Raw genomic sequence first — 20,482 nt, forward strand, 5'->3', positions numbered from 1 at the left:
ATGCATCCCGATCACAAGGTCACGGGATGGAAAATCACCTCATACTGCCATCCCGTGACGTAGCGATTGGTCACGCGATGGCATGCAACCGTCGCACAACCATCGCGTGACCTTTTCCACATCGATTTCGTGGTCACGGGATGGAAAATCCCGCCCTTGTACCATCGCGTGACCGACAGCCAAATCACGCGATGGCATTTCGCCACGTTTTACCATCGCGTGACCGGCATCCCCGATACGTACTCGTCCCCTAACGGACAACCAGCCGATTCATCCCCCTCAGTCGGCTGTATGTCCGTTGAGGTGCAGAGAAAGGGGCGGCAACGCGCGTCCGACTAGCCGATCGATGCTGTATATCCGCCGCGCGCAGAGGAGGAAACCCAAGGATGCGCACGCTCTGGCACGCCCCCCCCACATCGCCAGCGCAAGAAATTCGGGGAAACGGCCGCATCGTCCCGAATTTCTTGCGCTCAGCATGTCTCAGCGCAAATTTTTCGGGAAAACAGCCCACTCGTCCCGAAATCCTTGCACTGACCAGCCGTCAGCGCAGGAAATTCGGGAACCGCACCGCCCCTCAACGGACATACAGCCGATTTGGATGGGTGAATCGGCTGTATGTCCGTTGAGAAGAGACGGAAACCCAAGGATGCACACGTTCTGGTACGTCTGCCACACGCCGTTGCGCTTATCGGACAGAAACGGGCAGCAAAACGGCAACCAGCACCAGCACCAGCACCAGCACCAGCACCAGCACCAGCCTACTGAATCGACGCCTCCTGACGCGCCACCTCGAGCGCGGCGTTGAACGCATCGGTGGTCCAGCTCGCACCGGCGACCGTATCGACCTTGAGACCCTTGAGCGGCTTGCCGTCGACCACGCCGTTGATCGCCCCGGCGAAATCGGTCTGGTGCTTCTTCGAAATCGTCGTGAACGGATGCCCGACGATCTCAACCTTCTCGACGTTCTGGTCCTTGACGGTCACGTGCACGTCGATGGTGTCCTCGCCGATCGGCCCGTACTGGCCGTTGACCGAATACGTGCCGTCCGCATAGTTGCCGGTGTCCTTCTTGTCGGACTTCGTGCCGGTGTCGCGGCTGCCCGCGCCGGTCGACGCAGACGAACCGGACGAAGAGTCCGACGAACCAGAATCCGACGACCCGCCCGACGACTGCGACTGCTCCTCCTGCGACTGCTCGGTCTCGCCCGAGTTGCCGGCGTATTCGTCGTTCATCGGCGTGGCCTTCGGCTCGCCGCATCCGGCCAGCATCGCGCCAGCCACCACCAGCCCGGCCGCCGCCGCGACCGCGGATTTCCTCAACGTGTTCGTACTCGCGTTTTTGTCGCTCATGCCCGCAACCTTACCTTATTCCTCGGCCCATTCTCGGCCCGCTTCGCTCACTCCGCGATCACTATTCTCCGCCGGTCTTCGCGGCCTTGGTCGGGTCGGCGAACCCGATCGCGGTCTCGCCGGTCTGCGCACCCTCGACGGCCGCGCCGGTCGACGCCGGACGTCCGCCCGCCGCCTCGTACGCGGCGCGCGCGGCCTCATCGTTCCACTTCTCGCCGACGAGCACGCCGTGGTTGAGCATGATCTCTCGCTCCGCACAGCTCGCCACGAGCGCATCGTGCGTGACCACGATGATCGTCGTGCCCTGCTCGTGCAGCTGGCGGAACAGATCGAGCACGATCTTCTCGTTCTTCTCGTCGAGGTTGCCGGTCGGCTCGTCGGCGAGGATCAGCTTCGGATCGTTGATGAGCGCACGCGCGATGCACACGCGCTGCTGTTCGCCGCCGGACAGCTGACTCGGCAGGTGGTGCGCGCGATCCTTCAGTCCCACACGGTCCAGCGCCTCGAGCGCCTGCTTCTCGTCGACGACCGAATGGTAGTACTGCGCGACCATCACGTTCTCCACAGCCGTCAGATGCGGCACGAGGTAGAACTTCTGGAACACGAGGCCAATGAGGTTCTTGCGCACGTCGGCGAGCTGCCCGGCGTTGAGATCCTCGAGTTTGCGCCCTTCGAGCTTGACCGAGCCGCGAGACGGCGTGTCCATGCATCCGATCATGTTCATGAGCGTGGTCTTGCCGGAGCCGGACGAGCCGACGATCGCCAGCCACTGCCCGGCCGGCACGGTCAGGCTGAGGTCGTCCACGGCGTGCAGATCGCCGTAGATCTTCGAGATATGGTCGAGTTCAAGCAGCATATCCATGATGTTTCCTTACGTTATTCACGAGATTCACGAGCGTTGTTCACGAGGCCGGAAGCCGATGCGCTATTCCTCACGCAGCACGACGGCCGGGTCGATGCGCGTGGCGCGGTGGACTGGCGGGATGGACGCGACGACCGCGACCACCGCCGCGAGCAGCACGGACGCGACGCCGAGCCACCAGTTGAAGCCGATCGACCGCTCGAACACAGCCACGCACAGCCATTGCGCGAGCCCGTAACCGATCGCGGTGCCGACGAGACCGCCGATGAGGCCGTACATGGCCGATTCGACGTAGAATTCAGTGCCGATCGCCACCGAGCTGGCGCCGAGCGCCTTGCGCAGGCCGATCTCGTTACGTCTCTGGGAGACGATCGAACTGATCGTAGTGCCGACGCCGACGAGCGTGAGCACGAGCACGACGAGCGAGACGATCCAGAACAACGTTTGCAGCATGGTGATGATGCGCGTGTCGGATGCGGTGATCTTGGTGACCTGCTGTGCTTTGACGTGCATGGAGGTCATGTCGTTGATGCTTTGCACCAGCGCGTTGAGATCGTTCGCACCGGCGGAGTATTCGATGACGTCGACGCCGCGCGTGACGCCGGTGAGCTTGTTGACGTCGGCGTTGGTGGCGTAGATGATCGAGTCCTCGCTGCCGCCGGTGTCGACGATGCCGGCGACGCGGAATTCGGTGCCGGACGTGTCCATGATGTCGCTGGAGACGCGGCCGTCCTGCGTGGGTTGGCCGGAGGACGACTGGGATTGCGATGACGTGCTGCCGTTGGCGTCGGCGTCCGTATTCGTATCGTTCGATGACGACGTTGCGGACGACGATGACGAGGACGACGAGGAGGATGCATTGTCGGAGGCGCGGTAGCCGATGGTGATGCGCGAGCCGACCTTGAGGCCGATCGCGTCGGCGATGTCACGGCCGATGAGCACCTTGCCGTCGGACGGCCATGAACCGTCGATCACCCAGTGATGGTTGAGGTTCTTCACCTGCGCGGCGTCCACGCCGGCCATCACGTACGGCGCGGCGTTCACGCGCACGTTCTCGTAACGGTAGGTCGCGTGCTTTTCGGACCCTTTCGCCGCGACCATCTCGGTGGTGTGCTCGACCATCGCTTCGTCGATGCCGGCCTTGTCGGCCGACGTGGTGGACGAGGTCGGCGTGACGATCAGATTCGCGCCGTACGCGCGCATCTCCTCGTTCATCTGCTGCGGCACGGCGATGCAGATCATCGCCAGGCAGAACAGCGTGGCCGCGCCGACGAGCGACGCGACGACCGCCATCATCGCACGCGAGCGCCGCCGGAACACGGCGCTGAACAGCATGCGGAAGAACATTCCGGTATTCGTCATCTCACCACTCCTTTCCTTGCCAAGTCAGGCTCCCCGAACCAATCCAGGACTCACCGCCCATGCAGCACCTCCGCGGGGCGCAGGCTCAGGATCGAGCGAATCGACGACGCGGACGCGAGCAGCACGGTGATCGCGAGCAGCACGAACACGAGCACGAACACCATCGGCCGCATCGTGATGCCCGAACCGAACACCACATGCCCGATCAGCTGCGCGACGCCCGAGCCGAGCCCAGCGCCAACGATCGCACCGAGCAGCGCGATCGCCGCGGTCTCGGCCATCATCAGCCGCGACACCGCGCCGTCCGTCGCGCCGATCGCCTTGAGCAGCGCCAGTTCGGCCGAGCGTTCCCCGATCGAGGCGACCATCAGGTTCGCCACAGCCACGGCCGCCGCGATCAGGCTCAGCACGGTCATCAGTATCATCACGGCCTGTGTCTTCTGCAAGACGTTGCCCTGCAGCGCGGCGACCTGCCGCACCTGCTTGGCCACCGCGTCCGGAATCACCTCTTCGATCTGGTATGCGATCGAACTCGGGTACGCGGTGCAGTACCACGTCTCCCAGTCGTCCTGGCTGAGCGCGGCCGGGTTCTGCGCGGCCTTGCGCGCGAGGTCGTTCTCCGGCGTGGTGAGGGCTTTCACCTCGATCTTGTCGGCCGCGTCGGGCAGGTCGGCGAGCACCTGCGCGACCGAACTCGACAGGTACAGCGAGCCGTTCTCGTCGTCGCCGGAATCGTACACGCCGACGATCCTGATCGCCTGCTCGTTGTGCTGGCCGGACGTGGTGGTTTTCTTGAGCGTGACCGTATCGCCCACGCCCACGCCGAGCTGCTGCGCGAGCGTCGCGCCGATCATGCCCTGATCGCTGTCGTCCTTCGGCCACGCGCCGCTGACTTTCCACCACGAGCGCATGCCCTCGACGCCGACCACGGTCGTCTCGCCGGACGCGAGTTTCAATTCCTTGTTGAACCATGTGCCGACGAGCGGCGCGGTCGTGCCGTTGACTTCGGCGTGCACGTTGAGCTGCGGCGCGAAGTTGGTGATGTTGAACGCCCAGAAGATCGTCTTGATCTTGGCCGCGTCCGACTCCTTGAGGAACGCGGTCGGGTCGGCCTGGGCGGCCGCTCCCGTAAGCCCGGTGGTGTTGTACAGGTCGGAGACGACCGCGTCGGCCTTCGGCTGCACGATGATGTTCGAGCCGTACGTCGACAGTTCGGCGTTGAGTTTGTCGCCGACGTCGAAGACGACGCCCAGCATCGAGACGCTGACCGTGGCCGACAGGCACACGGTGAGCGCGATGAGCAGCCGCCTGCGCAGCTGGCGCGTGAACGACCGCGCGATCATTCGCAGAAAGAACATGGTTTCCTTGCCTCCTGCCGGCGCTCACTGGAAGTGGGCGCTGAGCGCGTCCAGATCCGCAGTCTGAATGGTGATCTTGCCGTTGCCGGTCTGGTACGGGAACGGCACCGGGTTGCATCCGCCCTTGAAGCCGATGGTCGCCAAGTTGATCGCGACCTCGCACTTCTTGCAGATGATCTTGCCGTCCTTCTCGTAGTAGCCGGCGTCGCCGCAGTTGTCGCATGCGTCGAGGCCGATGCCGTACGCGCCGCCGTTCTTCTTGATGATGATGAACCGCATCACCGTGCCGTCCTTCGCCTTGTATTCGAAGCGGTGTAGATGGCCGTCCTCGACCTGGCTGAACGGGATCGTCGCCACGCCGTCCTTCAACGAGTATGCTTCCGGCGGCGAGAGCGTGACCTCCTGCTGGGTCGCGGCCACGCCGACCGTGAGCGTGAGCGTCACGCCGACCATCGCGACGACGCTCCACGCGGCCGCCGCAATCGCACGACGGCGGAACGCCTTGTGCTTGCGCACGGTCGCCTCGTTCGGTCCGGTCATCGGCATGCGGAATCCGGCGACGACCGACGCGACGGCCGGGATCAGGAACGTGAACGCCTGCGCCATGATCATGCCGCGGTTGTTGTTGATCGACCACGCGAGCGCCACGAACTCGGTGTGGTTCATCGGGAATCCACGCGCCTGCAGGATCTGCGCGAGGCCTGTCAGATGCTGCACGAACAGGATCGCCATCATCAGTACGACGGCGGCCGTGAACGCGGGCCGCACCGCGGTCGACCGCATCGTGCGGAAGATCGCGGCGACGATGATCGACATCGCCAGTCCCAGCGCGAAGCCGAGCGCACGCAACAGCATCGCGGACGTGAAGATCGGATCGCCTGGCTCGACCCAGATCGTCAGCTGCAGGATGACGTCGGGCAGCGCGTAGAACAGCGTAAGCGCGATGTCGATCGCGGCGACCGCGTTCGCGACGTGCATCCAGACCGCATGCCGCTGCCAGTTCGTAGTGATGCGCCGCGCGCAGACGACAACGGCGATCGCGAGCAGATCGACGACGACCGCGACGCACAGCACCGGATAGTTGACGAACGTGCGCTGGTTGATGACGGCCGACGCGCGCAGGGCCGCGAACACGATCGCGGCGACGAGGCCGACGCCGACGCCCCACAGACGCCAATGCGTGCTGATCGGCTTGTCGCGCCCCTCGCCGACCGTGAGCATCACGCTCAGGCACATCACGAGCAATGCGGGGGCCAGCGTCCCCGGCATCACCGTCACGAATTGTTCAAGCATTCGCGTCCTTTCATCGTTCCTGTTCGACGTCCCAATAAACAGCAAAAGCTCCCCTCATGCGGAAGGGAGCGTTGTGCTATGCGGTCATGATTCGATAACCCGAATCACCACTGACGCGGCGTGTAATCCCAGTTGTCGAAAGTGACCTCGATCGGCTCGGTCCAGAAGCGGCCCTTGACACCGGTCTCCGGGTCGACGTGCAGCATCCAGCCCTTGGCGGCCGGGGACTCGATCGAGAGCTTGAGCTGGTAGGTGCCGGCCTTGTCGAGCTTGACGTTGGCGCCGTAGTGCGGGCCGTCGGAGGCGTTCATCTGCATGAAGGTGCCGGAGGTGGCCTTGCCGCCCTCGACCTCCTTGCCGGTGGACTTGTCGATAATCGTGTAGTTCACGGTCAGGTCCGGCACGAAGTCGCCCTTGCCGTAGCCGAGCTCGGTGCCCTTCTCGTTGGCGTGGATGTCGGCTTCGAGGTGGAAGGAGGCGTCCGCGGCCTTGAGGCCGGAGGAGGCCGGCTCCATGTCGATCGGCTGGAAGTATACGGCGCCGACGGTCAGCGGGCCGTTGTCCTGATCCTGCTCTTCAGCGGTGCCCGAGGGGCCGACCGGGACTTCCTCGAAGCCGGTGCCGGCGTCGGAGGAGCCGGAGTCCGACGAGGTGTCGGAGGACTTGGTGTCGGAGGTGGAGGTGTCCGACTTCGTGTCGTTCGATGCGGTGGTGGAGCCGCAGGCGGCCAGCGAGAAGGCCATCGAACCGGCGAGCAGCACGCCGAGGACGGCGGCGAGTTTCTTGTTCTTCATATTTCTCTTCCTTTGTCTAGGTTGAAATTTTGGGGAAAATCTTTTACTTGGCCGCGGCGAGCTCGGCCTTGGCCTTGCGCTGCTTGACGAAGCCGACCACGAACAGCGTGATCACCGCGATGGCCGCGATCACCTGCGCCACAATGCACTCGACGTACGGGTAGAAGCCAAGCCAGTCGTTCGTCGGCACGCCCTGCAGGTAGGTGGCCGGCAGCGCGTCGCCTTCGATGAGCGAGTGCACGCCACCGCCCGCGAAGACGACCACAAGCACCGACATCAGGATCGACGTCACGAGGAAGAACGGGCCGATCGGGATCTTCACCGATGTGAATCGGATGACGAAGAAGATGATCACGAGCACCACGGCCGCGGCGATGCCGCCGACCCACATGCCGTGCGTATCCTGGCTCATCGTGTAGATCGACTGGTAGAAGATCACCGTTTCGGCGCCTTCGCGGAACACCGCGAGGAAGCTCAGCATCGCGAGCGAGATCACCGTGGAGAACGCGACGTGATCGCCCGCCTCGACCTGCGCGGACACGGACTTGACGGCCGCCTCGGTCTTGTTGCGAATGTACCGGTTCCACGCCTCGACCGACGATTTATTGAGCATCCAGTTGCTGGTCCACAGCAGCATGCCCATCGCGACGAGCGCGCACACGCCTTCCATGATCTCCTGGATCGGGCCGGAGCCGCCGAACGCGAGCACGAAGATCACCGCGACCACGCCCGCGCCCGCAAGGCCGGCGAGCACGCCGAGGTAGATCCACTTGGTGAAACGCTTGTTGCCGGACTTCACGAGGTAGGCCACCACGGCCGCAACCACGAGCAGCGCCTCGAGACCCTCGCGGATGAGGATCAGGAACGCCTGACCGACCGCACTGGTGATGAGCTTGGTGAAGCCGCCCTCCTTGTCGGCCGCGCCGCCGTCAAGGATGCCCGCATCCTTGACCAGCATGGCCTTGAGGTCGTCGATGAGCTTCTTCGTGCTCTTCAGGTCCGCGCCGGTGTTCATTGACTTGCGGCACATCTTGAACTGGTATTCGACCTGCGAGACGCGGTCGCCGCTGATCGCGTTCATCACGTTCTTCTCGAAGCCGAGCTTCTCGTAGTACTGGTAGTACGCGTTGTTCACGAGCGTCGCGCCCTTCGCGCCGTCGCCCGCCGCGTACGCCTTGTACGCGTTGTCGAGGATCGGGGTCATCTCGTTGGCCACGTCGGTCCACGAACGGTTGCCCTTGCCCGGATTCTTCTTTTTCTTGGCGTCGAGCTCCTTGCGCTCCTTGGCGATCTGCGCCTGCAGGTCCTCGGCGTACTGCTTCGGGTTGGCAAGGCTCGTGTTCGCGTCGAGCTGTTGCGCGGTCGCAGTCAGATCGTTGACCAGATCAGTGATCTTCTGCTTGAGCTGGTCGTCGTTGCCTGCCGTGTACGAGAGGTTCTGGATGTCCTGGAACGCCTGCTGCTGCGCGGCCTGCTTATCGGAGCTGACCGAATCGCGCACGACGGCGGTGAAGTTGGACGCGATGTAGATCGTGTTGTACGCGGCCATGAACTTGGACGTCGAGCCGGCCGTGTTACCGGACGTGTATTCCTTGAGACCGTCCTGCAGTTGGTCGTCGATGGCCTTGGCGACGGCCGACCACGTCTCGTAATCGACGCTGCCGGTGTCGTCGGCGGACGCGATACGAGCGATCGGCAGGATCGACTGATTCGTCGACGAGTCCGTTGGGATAGGCGCGACGGCGAGGCTGAGCATGGTCACGAACGCGGCGATGAACGCGATCGCGGCGGCCGTGACCTTCGCGATCGTGCACGTTGCCGTACGCGCGACCGACTCGCCGCCCACGGGTTCCGTGGCGACTGTCATCATGGCACGATTCGACATTGGTGAAGCTTCCTCTCATATGCGCAGGCGGGTGTTTCACCCACCGGCCTATAAATTACGAGGAAACTTCCAGAAAAAACAGTCTTGATTTTTCGGTTGTTTTGCGGTAGTGACGCCGCAACGGAATATGAGTATTCCGTAAACCGCCAGAATCCGCCATTCGGCGCGTGCGCGTCCCGACAATCCGGATCACGTACCGTCTCACCATCCGATATTCCGCCGCTGGCCTCCCGCCGCAACACGCCGACCGCCACAGTTCGCCAGCTCCCTCCCCGAGGAGAGCTGTCCCGGTAGCGGGGCACCGCGAATCTTGCGCAGCTCGCTGGCTCCCCTCCCCTGCAATACTGGCTCCCCTCTCCGAGGGGAGCTGTCAGCAAAGCTGACTGAGGGGAGCAATCCCAACCACCCCTCAACGGACATACAGCCGATCCCCACCACCAAATCGGCTGTATGTCCGTCGGAGTACGTCACGCCTCCAGCACAGCGAGCACCTTCTTCTCGTCGTAAAACGCGAAGATCAGCCCGCCCAGGCCGCACAGCACCGCCGCGCACACGGCGGCCGCACGGTATCCGAAGCCACTCCCCGCGCCGATCGTGCTCAGGCCGGTGAACAACAGCATCGACAGGCTCTGTCCCATCTTCATCGCGAACGTGCGCGCCGCGTAGAACATGCCCTGCCGGTCCTCGCCGGTCGTCTTCGAGCTTGCGCCCGCGATATTCGCCACCACGGCCTGCGGCAGAATGCCGAAGATCGCCATCGGGATCGCGCACGCCACCGACAGCACCACACCCTGCGCCATCGCCGGAATCGCACCAAGCACACCCGAACCGAGCAGCGACGCGAACACATACGCGCAGGTGAAGATCACAAATCCGACCAGCATCAGCCGTTTCTTGCCGACGCGACCCGCGAACATGTTCACCGGCAGGTAGAACAGCACCGAAACGCCGGTCATAAGCACGAAATAGATCGTCGTACTCGTCTCCGGCAACTTGAGCAAGCTCGTCACGAAGAACGGCAGACCGGTCTGAAACATCGTGATCGCGATCCAATACACGATGTCGGAGCTCACGAACTTGACGAACTCGCGGTCGCGGAACGTCTCCTTGAGCGAGGTGAGCGTGTCCTCGCTGGTCGGCTTGGAATCCACGTATTCGCGCTCGTCGATGGTGAGCGCGGGCACGAGCATGCAGACAAACGCGATCGCGGCGAGGATGGTGAATGTGACGCGAATGGCGTTCACGCGGCCGAGTCCGGGCACGAACGCGCCCCAGATGACCGGAGCGACGTACGCGACGGCGGTGCCGGCGATGAACGTGAACGAGATGGTCGTGGAGATGTTGAGCTGCTGTTTCGAGTCGTGGCCAAGCTCGGCGATGAGCGCGTTGTACGGCGTGCAGTAGAACGTGAGCGCGATGTAGTAGCCGATGACGGTCACGAACAGGAACGCGGCGTTCGCCCAGCTGGTCGAGTTGACCGGACTCCAGAAGACGAGGACGGTGACGACGGCGAGCGGGAGGGCGGCGAACTGCAGGAACGGGATGCGGCGGCCGCGCGGGGATGTGCTGCGGTCGGACAGGCTTGCGACGGCCGGGTCGACGAACGCGTCGAAGAAGCGGGCGAACGCGGTGATGCCGCCGACGACGGTGACGATCCCGAGGATGACGAGGCCTTGCGGCACGAACACGGTCTGGCCCTGCGCGATGGTTTCAGCGTCAGGCTGGTAGAAGTACACGAGCCAGTTGGAGATGATACCGCTCAGAAGCGCCCAGCCGAACTGTCCGGTCGCAAACGCCCACACCTTCGCGGTGGGTAGGTCCTTGACTGCTGGTGTCCCGGCCGATTGCGCGGTACCCTGTGGTGATTGCGTCATGGTGCTCATCTTCGAACCTCCCGATCAACATTGACACTATGTCAATACTATAACGCGCCCCGCCGCGTTCTCGCCACATCACGCCGCACGTCCTCGCTCCCACTACCCCGTATCCTCGTACAGGCACGCCTCGGCACACCTTCCCCTAGCGGACATGCCACCCTCTCCAACGGACATGCTCCCCTCTCAAGACGTACCCCTCTCCCTAACGGACATACAGCCGATTTCACCCCTCAAATCGGCTGTATGTCCGTTAGGAACGATCCTCTTCGGCCGACGACTCGGCTTGCATCGCCTCCGCCCCGCCATTACACAGCCCCCCCCTATCCTCAGCCCCATACTTTCTCTCGCATTCTCTCCTTCTAACGGACATACAGCCAATTCAGGCACCTAAATCGGCTGTATGTCCGTTAGAGAATCGGGCATGCCCGGCTACGATAGGCCGTATGACCGCACTGACCGAACGCATGCCGCACGTCGCCGCATTCCCCCGCGCACTGGGCACCGGCATCATCGTGCGGTCCGCGGTACAACTAGACCACGACGACCACGCAACGATCACCGCGTTCATCGACACCTACGAATCCGTCCTGTCACGTTTCCGCGCCGACTCGCTGGTCACCGCGATCGGCGACGCCACGCACGGCGGCACGTTCGATTTCCCCGACTGGTCGACCCCGCTGTTCGACCTGTACGACACGCTGTGCGCGGCGACGGACGGCGCGATCGACCCGTGCGTCGGCGAAGACCTGATGCGACTCGGTTACGGCGCGGACTACACGTTCACGGTCGCGCCCGACGCGGACGGACGGCTGGGCGCGGTACATGGGCGGCCGACTTGGCGCGGCGATGTGGAGCGGTATGGCTCGACGTTGGTCACGCGACGTGCGGTGCATCTTGATTTCGGCGCGTGCGGCAAAGGATATCTGGTCGATCTGCTCAGTGCGATGATGCCGCATGACGAGCTGCTGATCGATGCCGGCGGCGACCTGTTCGTGCGATCGTCACAGCCTGTCGTCGTCGCGTTGGAGGATCCGGATGACGTCAGCCGGGCGGTCGGCACGGCAGAGATATCGGCCGGCGCGTGCTGTGCGAGCGCACCGAGTCGCCGTCACTGGCAGGCGGCGGGACGACTCGCGTTGCATCATCTGCTCAATGCGATCGACGGACGACCGGTGCGCGACGTAGCCGCGACGTGGACCGTCGTACGTACCGACGATCGGCAAACCGCGCTATCTACAGCAGACTACCCGACCGCTGTAGCCGACGGGCTGGCGACCGCCTTGTTCGTCGCCGATCCGAACCTGCTGGCCGCCCGCGTCCCCGACCATTTCGAGTGCGCGGTGCTGCGCGCCGATCGCACGGCGGCCATCTCCCATCATTTTCCGGGGCACCCGTTCGTCCAATAAGGCTCTTCGTCTCTCAATCCGTCCTCCCCTCAACGGACATACAGCCGATTCCACCCCACCAATCGGCTGTATGTCCGTTGAGGAAGATGCAGCATGTCCGAAGTCCAGTCCGACGCCGCACCATCACGTTCATCACTTCCCTAGTCCAACGGACATCCAGCCGATTTCCCGGCCCACGGCGACCGTAACTCAACAACAACCGCCCTCAACCATTGAGTTACGGTCGTCTGTACCTCGAAAAACGACCGTAACTCAACATGAGACACCAGATCCTGTTGAGTTACGGCCGTCCCCGCACCACCCCCAACGGACATCCAGCCGATCAACCCACCTAAATCGGCTGTATGTCCGTTAAAGAGACCCCTCGCGCGGCGCTGCGGACACTCCCCAGTGAGCGTAGCTCGTTGGATAACGCGTGTGTCCGCAAGGCGCGGGAGACGAAGGCGTACGAAGGTACGTCGAGTCTCCCGCAACGCTGCGGACACTCCGTTATCCGACGAGCGTGAATTGGCTGTTGTAGAGGTCGGCGTAGAACCCGCCCGCGGCGAGCAGCTCGTCGTGGGTGCCGCGCTCGATCACGTCGCCGTGGTTCATGACGAGGATCATGTCGGCGTCACGGATCGTGGACAGCCGGTGCGCGATCACGAAGCTCGTACGCCCGACGGTGAGCGCGTCCATCGCCTTCTGGATGAGCTCCTCGGTGCGCGTGTCGACCGACGAGGTCGCCTCGTCGAGGATCAGGATCGGCGCGTCCTGCACCATGGCCCTTGCAATCGTGAGCAGCTGCTTCTGGCCGGCCGACAGCGACGTGTTCTCGTCGAGCACGGTGTCGTATCCGTCGGGCAGCGACTGGATGTAGTGGTCGAGTCCGACCGCGCGGCATGCCGCGACGATCTGAGCATCGGTCACGCCCGGCTTCGCGTACGCGATGTTTTCACGCACTGTTCCACGGAACACCCACGTGTCCTGCAGGACCATCGAGAACTGGTCGTGCACGTTCCAGCGCGGCACGCTCTTGGTATCCACGCCGTCAATGGTGATGCGCCCGCTCGCGATCTCATAGAACCGCATGAGCAGGTTGACCATCGTGGTCTTGCCCGCACCGGTCGGGCCGACGATCGCGACCTTCTGGCCGGCCGAAACGTTCGCGGAGAAGTCGTTGATGATCGGCTTGCCCGGCTCGTATTCGAACCGCACGTGCGAGAACTCGACGTCGCCGCGCACCGGCGCGCCCGTGCCGCCCGCACGGCCCATGCCGAGCAGCGCCGGCTTATCGGATTCGTCGGCCATCTCCGGCTCCTCGAGGAAGCCGAACACGCGCTCGGATGCGGCCGCGCACCGCTGCAGGTTCTGGAACGCCTGCGCAAACTGCGCCAACGGCTGCGTGAACAGGCGGATGTACATCATGAACGCCACGATCACGCCGAATTCGATCTGCCCGTCCATCGCGAGCGCCGCGCCGACCACGCACACGACCACGTAGCCGAAGTTGCCGACGAACTGCATGAGCGGCATCATCAGGCCGGACAGGAACTGCGACTTCCAGCCGGAGTCGTACAGGTCGGCGTTGTACCGCTCGAAGCGGCGGATCGAATCGGCCTCGCCGTTGTATGCTTTGACGATGAGGTGCCCGGCGTACATCTCCTCGACGTGTCCGTTGACGTCGCCGAGCGCGGCCTGCTGGCGTACGAAGTACCGCTGCGAGACGGCCATGATCGCGCCCATGAGCACGAGGCCGAGCAGGCTGGATCCGATCGCGCACAGGGCCATGATCCAGTTGTTCCAGAACATCATGGCCAGCGCGCCGACGAACAGCGTCACGGACGTGATGAGCGAGCCGAGCGACTGGCCGAGGGTCTGCCCGATTGCGTCGACGTCGTTGGTGATGCGGCTCAGTACGTCGCCGTAGCTGACCTTGTCGAAATAGCTGAGCGGCAGTTTGTTGATCTTCACGCTGATCGACTCGCGCAGCTGCTGGGCGGTGCGCTGCGTAACGTTCGCCATCAGCCAGCTCTGCAGGTAGCTGAGGACCGCATAGCCGACGTACAGTGCGACGAGCAGCCAGCCGATGCGGCCGACGGCGGCGAAGTCGATCGACCCGGCGACCGGCTTGCCGTGGACGACGGCGGGCAGGCCTTTGGTGATTTCGTTGGTCATGTCCTTGAGTTTGTCCGGTCCGATGATCTGGAAGATCGTACCGGCCGCGCCAAGGATCAGCGCGATGATGATGACGGGGATGTACTTGCGGCAGTAGTGGATGAGCTTGCCCATGGTCTTGCCGAAGTCCTGCGGCTTTTCCGCGGGGCCGCCGCCCGCCGGGCCGTGCGGCCCGCGTCCCATCGGACGGTTCATTGGTCCTGGCATGATAAATAAGTCCTTTCACGAATACGTTCTTGGTTCCCTCACCGAGGGGAGCCGAGGGCACGGCCCTTACGCGGTCAGTTCCGCCTTGCTGAGCTGGGATTCGGCGATCTGCCGGTATATCTCGCAGTTGTCGAGCAGTTCGCGGTGCGTGCCCTGGCCGACGACCTTGCCGTCGTCGAGCACGACGATCCGGTCGGCGTTCATGATCGTGCCGATGCGCTGCGCGACGATCAGCTTGGTCGATCCCTTGGCGTGTTCCGCGAGCGCGTCGCGCACCTCGCGGTCGGTCTTGAAGTCGAGCGCGCTGAACGAGTCGTCGAAAATCAGGATCTCCGGGTCGCGGTAGACGGCGCGTGCGATCGACAGGCGCTGTTTCTGACCGCCGGACACGTTCGATCCGCCCTGCGCAATCGCCGCGTCGAACCCGCCGTCCATGCGATTGACGAATTCCGTCGCCTGCGCGACGTCGGCCGCTTCCTGCACACGTTCGCGACGATCATCGGTCGCTTCTATCGTGCCATCGTTCGCATTGCCGCCATCGTTCGCAACACTGTCAGCGACACCGCCGGCACCATCGCGCACGTCGTCGCCGTAGCTGATGTTGCTCGCGACCGTGCCCTTGAACAGCACGGATCGCTGCGGCACATAGCCGATCCGGTCTCGCAGCGCGGTCAGGTCCCAGTCGCGCACGTCCACGCCGTCGACGAGCACCTGCCCAGCGGACACGTCATAGAAGCGCGGCACCAGGTTGATCAACGAGGTCTTGCCGGAGCCGGTCGCGCCGATGAACGCGACGGTCTGGCCACGCTCGGCGGCGAACGAAACGTGTTCGAGGATCGGCTCGCGCGAGTCGGGATACGTGAAGCTCACGTCGCGGAATTCGACGGTGCCGGTCTGATTGCCGCCGATGCGCGCCACGTCGGCGGCCTGGTCGCCACCGGAGCGCACGAGCGGCTCGGTGTCGAGCACTTCGAGCACACGCTGCGCGGACACGTCGGCGCGCGGCCACAGCACGAACACCATGCTCATCATCAGGAAGCTCATGATGACCTGCACGGAATAGCTGGAGAAGACGACCATGTTCGAGAACACGGTGAGCTTGTCGGTGAGCGCGGCCGCGTCGATCAGGCTGGCGCCGATCCAGTAGACGGCGAGCATGAGCCCGTTCATCACGGTGTTCATGAGCGGCATCATCACGGCCATCGCACGGTTGGTGAACAGCTGCGTGTCGGTGAGGTCCTTGTTGGCCTTGGTGAACTTGGCTTCTTGATAATCCTCGGCGTTGTACGCGCGCACGACGCGTAGGCCGGTCAGGTTTTCGCGGGCGACGAGGTTGATGTTGTCGGTGAGCTGCTGCATCGCCTTGAACTTCGGCATGACGAGCGCCATGAGCACGGCGATCGCGACGAGCAGGATCACGACCGCGATGGCGGTGGCGAGCGTCCATTCGAAGCCGTCGCCGGCGATCTTCATGATGGCCCAGACGGCCATGATCGGCGATTTGACGATGAGCTGCAGGCCCATGGTGATGAACATCTGGATCTGCGTGATGTCGTTGGTCGAACGCGTGATGAGGCTGGCGGTCGAGAATCGGCTCATTTCGGCCGGGCCGAACGATTCGACCTTGCGGAATTCGAGCGAGCGCAGGCGCTGGCCGAAGCTGGCGGCGACGCGGGCCGCGATGAAGCCGGTCACGACCGCGCAGGCGACCGAGCCGAGCGAGACGAGCAGCATCTTGCCACCGGCGATCCAGATGTCGCGCATCTCGCTGCCCGGCGTTTCGACGAGCGTGGTGATGTCGGACATGTAGTCGGGCAGTTCGAGATCGAACCAGATCTGTCCGACGATGGTCACCAGGGCGATGAGCATCTGGCCTATCTCCGCTTTGGAGAGGTATTTCATGATGCGTAGCATTGCGGTTCCCCTTGTGTTGTTGGTTGATGGATGACTGATGTTTTCAAATTATATTCCAGTATTAAATTACTTACAGTGTAAGATATTACACCTGATACTGACGATTTCCTGAGAATGCGACCCGCGTGGCGACCGGATCACGTCCCGACGACGGAGGCGCCGCGCTCCGCATGCGACGCAAGTCGCACATCGTGCGGCAACCAGATCACCATGGCGGCTCCCGCTCACCGAGCGCTGCTCAGCGAGCGATTTTCGCCACAACCCTTCCGAACGACGGTCGCGTGGCAGAAAACGCTCGCTCGGGGACTCCCAAGCGAGCGTTTTCTGCCACGCAGGGACGAGCGCCGCCGTTACGGACGCGACGCGCGTTACGCCTTGTCCTTGGCGCCCTCGAACGCCTTGCGCACCTCCTCGGGCGTCGGCCGCGGCTTGCCCGGGCGGCAGATCGACATGTACGTCATGAACTCGCGCGTCAGATCGACGAACTCGCGCGTGCGCCGCTCCCCCATCTGCGAGAAGATCCAGCAGATCGCGTCGCGCGCCTCCTGCATGTCCAGCTGCCCGCGTTCACGCCCCTCATCGGTCAGGTTCACCAGCACCACGCGGCGATCGGCAGGGTCGATTTCGCGCGTAATCAGGCCCTTTTTCTCCATCGCGGACAGCAGCGTCGAGATGCGGCCGGACGTCGCATTGAGGGCGACGGCCAGCTGCGACGGCGTCATCGTGCCATGATGCGCGAGCTGACGGATCGCGAACATCTCGCCCTGCGCGCCACGAGCCAATTCCCGCTGCATGTCCGACCGATGGCACCACGCGGTACGCCACAGCTCGTCGACGGCCTCCTGTTCGAACCCCATTCGCGTCGCTCCCTTCGCAATACGCCCGGCACATCCCCGTCCATCACGGCGACGTTTCCACTCATCGCATCATAATATCTTACACCAGAAAATATCTTACCCTATACAATAAAATCCCACTCACGCCACATCTCTATAACGGACAACCAGCCGATTCACCCCGCCGAATCGGCTGGTTGTCCGTCAGGAGAGAAAAACACGCAACAAAAAACGGCGGCCGCACCCGCGACCACCGTTTCTCCGCCCCGCTCATCGTCGATCAAGCCACCCCATCGGCAGATCGACGTGACCGTCACAACCTACTTCGGCCAGCCCTTCGGCGTATGCTCCAGCGACCACACGCCGAGCCGATGCGAGAAGCTGCGCTCCCACTTGGCCTCGAGCTCCTCCGGCGTCAGCCGGTTGTCCGCCGAGCGCAGCCGGTTCATCGCGTTCGTATGCGTATCGTCCAACAGCCACTTGCGGATCAGGAAGTTCCACACCATCACCACGGCCGTCGCGACGAGCTTGCCGATGTTCGTGCGCAACAGATACTCGGCGTGCTGCGACACGTACGCGTCGTGATTCATGCCGTACGTCGAAATCCAGATGATCGCGTCGTTCATGAACAGGCCCACCACCGCGGCGCCCACGAAGATCACGATCTCCATCCACCGCGCCATGTCCGGGCGGTGCTTGAACACGAATTTCATGCTCGCCAGATAGTTGAACACCAGCGAGATGATGAACGAGATGGTGGCGGCGAGCACGTTGTGCATATGGAACACGCCGACGAGCAGGTTGAGGATGCCCCAGTCGATGACGAAGGCGACCGCACCGACGATGCCGAATTTCATAAGCTGCGCAATGAGTTTCTTCACTCATGACATTTAACACGCTGCGCTTGACGCGGCGCGATTAGGATGGAGAACGGTACGTATTCCACACAAGGAGGCCACTATGCCCGTTATCCACACTCATGTTTCCGTCAAGACGACGCCCGAGCAGCGCGAGGCGCTGAAGGCTGCGTACGGCAAGGCGATCACCGCGGTGCCCGGCAAGTCCGAAGGTTGGCTGATGTGCCCGTTCGAGGACGAGATGCCGATCTACTTCGGCGGCTCCGACGATCAGCCGGCCGCGTACGTCGAGGTGAACGTGTTCGGCCGTTCGGTGCCGGGTTCGGCGTGGGAGAAGCTGACCGAGTCGATCATGACGGCGCTGCATACGACGCTCGGCATTCCGGAGGACCGTACGTACATCCGATACACGGCCACGACGGACTGGGGCTGGAACGGCGGCAACTTCTAGCCGTTACGTCGTGCCGCGTACGGCACACCCCTCAACGGACATACAGCCGTTTTCATCGTTGGAATCGGCTGTATGTCCGTTGAGGGGAGAAGCGTTTGGGGTGATGGACTCTCATCGAGTACGTCACCTTCATTATTAATAACGGACATACAGCCGATTCCATCGATGAAAACGGCTGTATGTCCGTCAAAGGAAACGCACGACCGACGTCAGATCACACGATCTTCGGCATCGGCGTCGTGAGCGACGTCGTCAGGTTCACCTGCACCAGACCGGCGCCCGCATGCACTTCGACCTTCTTCAGCGTCACGGTGCGCTCATCCTCCGGCAGTCGATCGTTGTCGGTCATCGTGGCCGGCGACTTCACCGCGACCAGCGCAAGATCCGCCAGCGACAGGCCGGCCGACTCGCACAGCGCCACCGCCGCGTCACGCGACGCCACGAACCCGTCCTTGAGCAGCACGCGCTCGGCCGGCACGCCGTACGCATGCTCGGCGACCCACTTCACGTTCTCGATCACCGACATGCCCTTGTGGCTGTGCGGCCGCGCCGGCATCGAACCGTTGAGCAGCGCGTCCACGAACCCGTCCAGCTGCGAGGCCAGACCGGCGCCGCCGTCACGGTACAGGTTGCCGATGATCGGATCGCGGAACTCCAGCTTCGCGGCGGTCTCGCGCAGCGCCGGAATCTGATCGTCCTCGCCCTCCCACAGGTTAACCAGCGGGAACGTCGGAATGTCAAGGCCCTCGAGGCGGTTCACATGGAACGGGTAACGCCACGCCAGCTCCGGATCGTCACGCCACGTCGAGGCGCGGGTCACGACCACCGCGGCGGACGGCCACTGCGCGCCGTATTCGCGGCATGCGATGTCGAGCCACTTCTGCGCGCCCGCATCGGTGCCGTAGCCGGCCTCGACGATCACCACGTCGTGCAGCGCACACGCCATCTCCACGGAGATCAGCGTCGGAATGCCGATCGACACGTTCGCGAACGGGCCGCCGTGCACGTACACCGGCGAGCCGTTCACGGTCTCGGTGAGCGCCGGCTGCACCGCGCCGGACAGCATGTCGGTGATGCGCCACAGGTCGATGAACTCGCCGAACGTCACGGCCTTGCCGTCCTTGGTGCCCGCGATCATGCGGGACACACGCTGGCCCAGCTCATCCATCGAACGCGACAGGCACACGATCTGCATCATCTCGGAGGTCGGGGTGAGCACCACGCGCTCCGCGACGTTGCCCTTGCCGTAGTCCACCGCGATCGAACGCAGCGAACGCGACGGCACCTCGGACACGCGCGGCACGAGCACATCGTCCAGACGTCCCTCGTCGATCGCCTTCTCGGCGAACGAGACGAGCAGGTTCTGCGCGGCCGCGATGGCGGCCATCTCGCCACACAGACCCCAGTCGATGAGCTCCGGGTGGGTCAGCGACGCCTTGCCGCCGCCGGACGCACCGCCCTTCGATCCGGCCGCGGTGATGCCCATGCTCGGCTGGCGCAGCACGGCGGTCGCGTCGATGCCGCGCGCACGCAACGCGTCGATGAGCGCGATCGTGGTGGTGGTCTTGCCTTCGCCGCGGCTCGCCTTGAGCGGCGTGTCGGCGGTGACGAGCACGACCTTGCCGTGCTTGCGCGGCGCGTCCGGGTTGGACTTGAGCCAGTCCATGTAGCCAAATGCGTCGATCTTCTTGACCAGACCGTACTGGCTGGTGAAATCCTCGATGGAGGTCATATACGGGATCCTTTCTCACCTACTGGGCTCCACCGGGCAGGGGAGCCGACTCGCACAACGAGACTGAGGGGTAGTCAGAAGATTATAGGCTTACCCTTCTGACTACCCCTCAGTCACCGAACACTGTCATCAAACAACGTCA

Annotated in this window: 14 protein-coding genes and 2 pseudogenes; 2 read left to right on the plus strand and 14 right to left on the minus strand. The window is 63.5% G+C overall.

Annotated elements, in window-relative coordinates; genetic code table 11:
• Nucleotides 1–758 precede the first annotated feature (758 nt).
• From DSM100688_RS04655 to DSM100688_RS04690, 8 genes are all read right to left on the minus strand, one after another.
• Nucleotides 759–1,349, minus strand: a complete 591-nt coding sequence (locus tag DSM100688_RS04655; RefSeq protein WP_152357990.1) for an FMN-binding protein — start codon at nucleotides 1,347–1,349, stop codon at nucleotides 759–761.
• Nucleotides 1,350–1,410: 61 nt separating this feature from the next.
• The gene (locus tag DSM100688_RS04660; RefSeq protein WP_152358093.1) at nucleotides 1,411–2,205 is read right to left on the minus strand and encodes an ABC transporter ATP-binding protein; all 795 of its coding nucleotides are present in this window, start codon (nucleotides 2,203–2,205) and stop codon (nucleotides 1,411–1,413) included.
• A gap of 69 nt (nucleotides 2,206–2,274) precedes the next feature.
• Complete coding sequence (locus tag DSM100688_RS04665; protein WP_152357991.1) at nucleotides 2,275–3,573, minus strand: ABC transporter permease; 1,299 nt, start codon at nucleotides 3,571–3,573, stop codon at nucleotides 2,275–2,277.
• Nucleotides 3,574–3,623: 50 nt separating this feature from the next.
• Nucleotides 3,624–4,931 carry an ABC transporter permease gene (locus DSM100688_RS04670; RefSeq protein ID WP_152357992.1) on the minus strand — a complete coding sequence of 436 codons (1,308 nt, stop codon included), beginning with the start codon at nucleotides 4,929–4,931 and terminating at the stop codon, nucleotides 3,624–3,626.
• Between the two features lie 24 nt (nucleotides 4,932–4,955).
• Nucleotides 4,956–6,224 carry a DUF2318 domain-containing protein gene (locus tag DSM100688_RS04675; RefSeq protein ID WP_152357993.1) on the minus strand — a complete coding sequence of 423 codons (1,269 nt, stop codon included), beginning with the start codon at nucleotides 6,222–6,224 and terminating at the stop codon, nucleotides 4,956–4,958.
• A 104-nt stretch (nucleotides 6,225–6,328) separates the two neighbouring features.
• A complete protein-coding gene (locus tag DSM100688_RS04680) occupies nucleotides 6,329–7,018 on the minus strand; it encodes an iron transporter (protein WP_152357994.1) in 690 nt (229 codons plus the stop codon).
• Between the two features lie 43 nt (nucleotides 7,019–7,061).
• A complete protein-coding gene (locus tag DSM100688_RS04685) occupies nucleotides 7,062–8,774 on the minus strand; it encodes an FTR1 family iron permease (protein ID WP_152358094.1) in 1,713 nt (570 codons plus the stop codon).
• A 596-nt stretch (nucleotides 8,775–9,370) separates the two neighbouring features.
• Nucleotides 9,371–10,777: an MFS transporter gene (locus tag DSM100688_RS04690; protein ID WP_163146831.1), complete on the minus strand. Its 1,407-nt coding sequence runs from the start codon at nucleotides 10,775–10,777 to the stop codon at nucleotides 9,371–9,373.
• Between the two features lie 446 nt (nucleotides 10,778–11,223).
• Here DSM100688_RS04690 and DSM100688_RS04695 point away from each other — a divergent pair, with 446 nt between their 5' ends.
• Nucleotides 11,224–12,186: an FAD:protein FMN transferase gene (locus DSM100688_RS04695; RefSeq protein ID WP_204316660.1), complete on the plus strand. Its 963-nt coding sequence runs from the start codon at nucleotides 11,224–11,226 to the stop codon at nucleotides 12,184–12,186.
• 489 nt (nucleotides 12,187–12,675) lie between these two features.
• On the opposite strand, the gene DSM100688_RS04700 is transcribed toward DSM100688_RS04695, so the two are convergent.
• The 5 genes and pseudogenes from DSM100688_RS04700 to DSM100688_RS04715 all read right to left on the minus strand — a co-directional run bounded on the left by DSM100688_RS04700 (nucleotide 12,676) and on the right by DSM100688_RS04715 (nucleotide 18,157).
• Nucleotides 12,676–14,526, minus strand: a complete 1,851-nt coding sequence (locus tag DSM100688_RS04700; protein ID WP_152358096.1) for an ABC transporter ATP-binding protein — start codon at nucleotides 14,524–14,526, stop codon at nucleotides 12,676–12,678.
• A 90-nt stretch (nucleotides 14,527–14,616) separates the two neighbouring features.
• A pseudogene (locus tag DSM100688_RS12335) lies at nucleotides 14,617–15,441 on the minus strand (ABC transporter ATP-binding protein); the annotation flags it as partial.
• A 207-nt stretch (nucleotides 15,442–15,648) separates the two neighbouring features.
• Nucleotides 15,649–16,464, minus strand: a pseudogene (locus DSM100688_RS12340) (ABC transporter permease); the annotation flags it as partial.
• A gap of 368 nt (nucleotides 16,465–16,832) precedes the next feature.
• Complete coding sequence (locus DSM100688_RS04710) at nucleotides 16,833–17,321, minus strand: MarR family winged helix-turn-helix transcriptional regulator (RefSeq protein ID WP_152357997.1); 489 nt, start codon at nucleotides 17,319–17,321, stop codon at nucleotides 16,833–16,835.
• A 299-nt stretch (nucleotides 17,322–17,620) separates the two neighbouring features.
• Nucleotides 17,621–18,157, minus strand: a complete 537-nt coding sequence (locus DSM100688_RS04715) for a GtrA family protein (RefSeq protein ID WP_163146851.1) — start codon at nucleotides 18,155–18,157, stop codon at nucleotides 17,621–17,623.
• Between the two features lie 103 nt (nucleotides 18,158–18,260).
• Between DSM100688_RS04715 and DSM100688_RS04720 the strand changes: the two genes are divergently transcribed.
• Nucleotides 18,261–18,608, plus strand: a complete 348-nt coding sequence (locus DSM100688_RS04720) for a phenylpyruvate tautomerase MIF-related protein (RefSeq protein ID WP_152357999.1) — start codon at nucleotides 18,261–18,263, stop codon at nucleotides 18,606–18,608.
• 214 nt (nucleotides 18,609–18,822) lie between these two features.
• On the opposite strand, the gene DSM100688_RS04725 is transcribed toward DSM100688_RS04720, so the two are convergent.
• Entirely contained in the window at nucleotides 18,823–20,340 is a 1,518-nt protein-coding gene (locus DSM100688_RS04725) for a formate--tetrahydrofolate ligase (protein ID WP_152358000.1), read from the minus strand.
• Nucleotides 20,341–20,482 lie beyond the last annotated feature (142 nt).

This window comes from Bifidobacterium ramosum, assembly GCF_009299505.1.
Classification (GTDB): domain Bacteria; phylum Actinomycetota; class Actinomycetes; order Actinomycetales; family Bifidobacteriaceae; genus Bifidobacterium; species Bifidobacterium ramosum.

Excerpts from the sequence above, each read along its gene's own strand:
- DSM100688_RS04655 (WP_152357990.1), bottom strand. The coding sequence starts at position 1,349 with ATGAGCGACAAAAACGCGAGTACGAACACGTTGAGGAAATCCGCGGTC.
- DSM100688_RS04660 (WP_152358093.1), bottom strand. The coding sequence starts at position 2,205 with ATGCTGCTTGAACTCGACCATATCTCGAAGATCTACGGCGATCTGCAC.
- DSM100688_RS04665 (WP_152357991.1), bottom strand. The coding sequence starts at position 3,573 with ATGACGAATACCGGAATGTTCTTCCGCATGCTGTTCAGCGCCGTGTTC.
- DSM100688_RS04670 (WP_152357992.1), bottom strand. The coding sequence starts at position 4,931 with ATGTTCTTTCTGCGAATGATCGCGCGGTCGTTCACGCGCCAGCTGCGC.
- DSM100688_RS04675 (WP_152357993.1), bottom strand. The coding sequence starts at position 6,224 with ATGCTTGAACAATTCGTGACGGTGATGCCGGGGACGCTGGCCCCCGCA.
- DSM100688_RS04680 (WP_152357994.1), bottom strand. The coding sequence starts at position 7,018 with ATGAAGAACAAGAAACTCGCCGCCGTCCTCGGCGTGCTGCTCGCCGGT.
- DSM100688_RS04685 (WP_152358094.1), bottom strand. The coding sequence starts at position 8,774 with ATGCTCAGCCTCGCCGTCGCGCCTATCCCAACGGACTCGTCGACGAAT.
- DSM100688_RS04690 (WP_163146831.1), bottom strand. The coding sequence starts at position 10,777 with ATGACGCAATCACCACAGGGTACCGCGCAATCGGCCGGGACACCAGCA.
- DSM100688_RS04695 (WP_204316660.1), top strand. The coding sequence starts at position 11,224 with ATGACCGCACTGACCGAACGCATGCCGCACGTCGCCGCATTCCCCCGC.
- DSM100688_RS04700 (WP_152358096.1), bottom strand. The coding sequence starts at position 14,526 with ATGGGACGCGGGCCGCACGGCCCGGCGGGCGGCGGCCCCGCGGAAAAG.
- DSM100688_RS04710 (WP_152357997.1), bottom strand. The coding sequence starts at position 17,321 with ATGGGGTTCGAACAGGAGGCCGTCGACGAGCTGTGGCGTACCGCGTGG.
- DSM100688_RS04715 (WP_163146851.1), bottom strand. The coding sequence starts at position 18,157 with ATGAAATTCGGCATCGTCGGTGCGGTCGCCTTCGTCATCGACTGGGGC.
- DSM100688_RS04720 (WP_152357999.1), top strand. The coding sequence starts at position 18,261 with ATGCCCGTTATCCACACTCATGTTTCCGTCAAGACGACGCCCGAGCAG.
- DSM100688_RS04725 (WP_152358000.1), bottom strand. The coding sequence starts at position 20,340 with ATGACCTCCATCGAGGATTTCACCAGCCAGTACGGTCTGGTCAAGAAG.